Source organism: Methylomonas sp. BG-2, from assembly GCF_057766305.1.
Genome location: NZ_JBYMAP010000333.1, coordinates 1 through 3,242 on the forward strand (window position 1 = coordinate 1; position 3,242 = coordinate 3,242).

Here is a 3,242-nt window from a genome sequence, read left to right on the forward strand (position 1 = left end):
TTAGAATTGACACCTGATTTGGTTGGTCCGTCGGTCACCCAAAATTCTGGCATCATTGGTGAATCAGTTGACCTTAACCTGGTTCATACCGGCGATATGCGCAGGTCCACGCTGCTATTTCATCTGACGCAACGTTTGCTCTACACCAAATGGCGCGACCCCGGCGACGAAGCCAAACTCCACCTGTTTGGCCAACTCAAACGTATCACCAAGCAATGGCTGGATACCTGTCTGAAATGCAAAGGCCAGACCTATCCTGCCCAGTTGATGTATCAAGAACTGGCCGATATGGCTTGCGAACGCATTACCGCCGCTATCACCCGATCCTTGGTTGGTACGCGTCCTATCAAAGCTGTGCTTGATCCTTATAACCCCACCGGGTCGACCAATCAGGTCAGTTTTAACACCTCCAAAACCGATCGCTGGGAAACCGCTGCCGACCGCTGCCACATCAATTGGGTGGTTCTCGATAGTGATTGGGAGGCTGAATTTTGCCGCGTCGCGGAAAAACATCCCAAGGTCAAAGCCTATGTCAAAAACCACAGCCTCGGTTTGGAAGTACCATATCGCTATGGTTCGGAAACCCGCAAATACTTACCCGACTTTATCGTACGAGTCGATGACGGTCACGGCGAAGATGATTTGCTCAACCTGATCGTCGAAATCAAAGGCTATCGCCGCGAGGATGCCAAAGATAAAAAAGCCACCATGGATACTTACTGGATACCCGGCGTGAACAACCTAAAAACCTATGGTCGCTGGGCTTTCGCCGAGTTTACCGAGGTGTATCAAATTGAAACCGACTTCGATGCCAAAGTCGAAGCCGAATTTGCCAAGCTGCTGGACGCCGTTAGCCAAGACCACAATTGATATGTATAGATTTTGCCACTTTGCTATACATGTTCCTGTCGATATGCATAGAAAACAGTGGTTTTCTATCAACGATCCTTCCACAGGTGCATGATGACGTCCATTAAACCTCTGCAAACCTTAGCACCGGAACGCTTTGAAACCGCCGAAATTTTGAAGAAACTGGCGCTTGCCAGCCGAAAGCTTGCGGAACTAAAAGGTGTGGCTGCTTCGATTCCCAATCAAGGCATTTTGATCAATACCTTGGGCATGCAAGAAGCCAAAGACAGTTCCGCCATTGAAAACATCGTCACCACCCATGACGAACTCTTCAAAGACGACGCCTTTCCAGACAGTTTCGCCAATCCCGCTGCCAAAGAGGTATTACGCTACCGGCAAGCATTACGGATCGGTTTTGAACAAGTGATATCCACCGGGCTATTAACCAATAACCACATTCTGCAAATCCAGGCAGAGCTGGAACAAAACAATGCCGGATTCCGCAAATTACCGGGCACCGCGCTGAAAGATGGTTTTGGTCAAACCGTGTACACCCCACCGCAATCGCCGGAGGCCATCAGCGAACTGATGCGGGATTTGGAGCAATTCATCAATATCAACGAATCCTATGCTGCCGATCCGCTGATTAAAATGGCCTTGTTACATCATCAGTTTGAAAGCATCCATCCCTTTTACGATGGCAATGGCAGAACCGGGCGCATCATCAATGTGCTGTATTTGGTGAAAGAAGGCTTGCTGGATATTCCCGTACTGTATCTCAGCCGACAGATAGTTAGAACCAAAGCCGATTATTACCGCTTGCTGCAATCGGTTCGCGAACACGACACTTGGGAAGAATGGGTGCTGTACATGCTGTCCGCAGTCGAAGTCACCGCCGGCGAAACCATCCAGACCATACATGCCATCAAATCGGCACTGATGCATGCCAAACATAACATCCGTGAACAGTATCGTTTTTACAGCCAGGACTTGATCAATAACCTGTTCACTCACCCTTACACCAAAATCGAATTCATCGAGAGCGATTTAAATGTCTCCCGGCTAACGGCCACCAAATATCTGGACGCCCTGGCCGAAGGGGGATTTTTGCTGAAACAAAAAGTCGGTCGCTCCAACTATTACATCAATATTGCGCTAAACCAGATTCTCAGCGGCTCGACCTTACAAGGAGAATAAGTAAACCTTATGGCCAAAGACACCAGCAAACTCAGCGTCGAAACCCTCACTCACGACGACGCCACCCGCAAAAACATTCCTACAGCCGAATACCAATCGGTGATGGCCAAGGATGAGCAAAACCCGATTCGTTTGGCCTATGAGCGCCGCAACCGCGACCTCGACCCGCAACTAGTTTGGCGCGGTAAAGACGAACAGGACTGGTCGGATTTGATCGTGCATGCGCCGCCGCTGTATATCCAGGAAAAAGTCCATCCCAAGGTGTTGATCGACGACTTGTTAAGACGCAGCGACGCCGACAAACCGGCGGAACCGGATCAGGTCGATTTATTCAGCGACTTCAACGGCGTGCCGGATGAAAACGCCAAGACCGAGTTTTACCGCCACGATGCTCACTGGACCAACCGCATGATTCTGGGCGACAGTCTGCAAGTGATGGCCAGCTTGGCCGAACGCGAAGGCTTGCGCGGCAAGGTGCAATGCATTTATTTCGATCCACCGTACGGCATCAAATTTAATTCCAACTTTCAGTGGTCCACCACCAGCCGAGATGTCAAAGACGGCAACACCGACCACATCACCCGGGAGCCGGAACAGGTTAAGGCCTTTCGCGATACCTGGCGCGACGGCATTCATTCCTATCTGACTTATTTACGCGACCGACTGACCGTGGCGCGGGATTTGTTAACCGACTCCGGGTCGATTTTCGTGCAGATTGGCGATGAGAATGTTCATCGGGTGCGGGCGGTGATGGATGAGGTTTTTGGTGAACCAAATTATATAAATACAATTATTTTCAAAAAAAAGAGTTCAACGACACCTACTGACCCCGTTAATGATTTTATTGTTTGGTTTGCTAAGAATAAAAGTAATCTGAAGATTCGTCCTATATATACCCCAAGACGCGAACCTGGAGAAGGTTCAAAAATGACTTCATTGCTTTGGAGAGAGGGAATTGTTCTTCGTAAATCTGAATATAAAGATTGTGACGTTGAAGAATATATCGCTTCAGGTGCCGAATGGGGACGTGTAGATTATCCAATTGTTAGCCAACATCCAAGCGAAACCAGGAGTGGAAATTACACTTATCGCGGCTTCTCAAAAACTTGTGGACCAAATAAACAATGGAGATTTGATGAGTTATAACTAAATCTGGTGTACAGCCTGACTTGAAAAAAGGTGGCGCCCTCTGCTGG

Annotated in this window: 3 protein-coding genes; all 3 read left to right on the top strand. The window is 48.8% G+C overall.

Going from position 1 to position 3,242, the window contains the following annotated elements; all coding sequences use genetic code 11:
* Window positions 1-870, top strand: an 870-nt coding sequence (locus AC3B8H_RS19680) for a restriction endonuclease (RefSeq protein WP_488443216.1), incomplete at its 5' end; no start/stop codon positions are given.
* 93 nt (window positions 871-963) lie between these two features.
* Window positions 964-2,046, top strand: a complete 1,083-nt coding sequence (locus AC3B8H_RS19685) for a Fic family protein (protein WP_488443217.1) — start codon at window positions 964-966, stop codon at window positions 2,044-2,046.
* A gap of 9 nt (window positions 2,047-2,055) precedes the next feature.
* Window positions 2,056-3,192, top strand: coding sequence for a DNA methyltransferase (locus AC3B8H_RS19690; RefSeq protein WP_488443218.1), 1,137 nt, complete (start codon window positions 2,056-2,058; stop codon window positions 3,190-3,192).
* Window positions 3,193-3,242: the final 50 nt, after the last annotated feature.

Bases quoted from the DNA above. Each gene is read 5' to 3' on its own strand.
- AC3B8H_RS19690 (WP_488443218.1), top strand. From the start codon at position 2,056: ATGGCCAAAGACACCAGCAAACTCAGCGTCGAAACCCTCACTCACGAC.
- AC3B8H_RS19685 (WP_488443217.1), top strand. From the start codon at position 964: ATGACGTCCATTAAACCTCTGCAAACCTTAGCACCGGAACGCTTTGAA.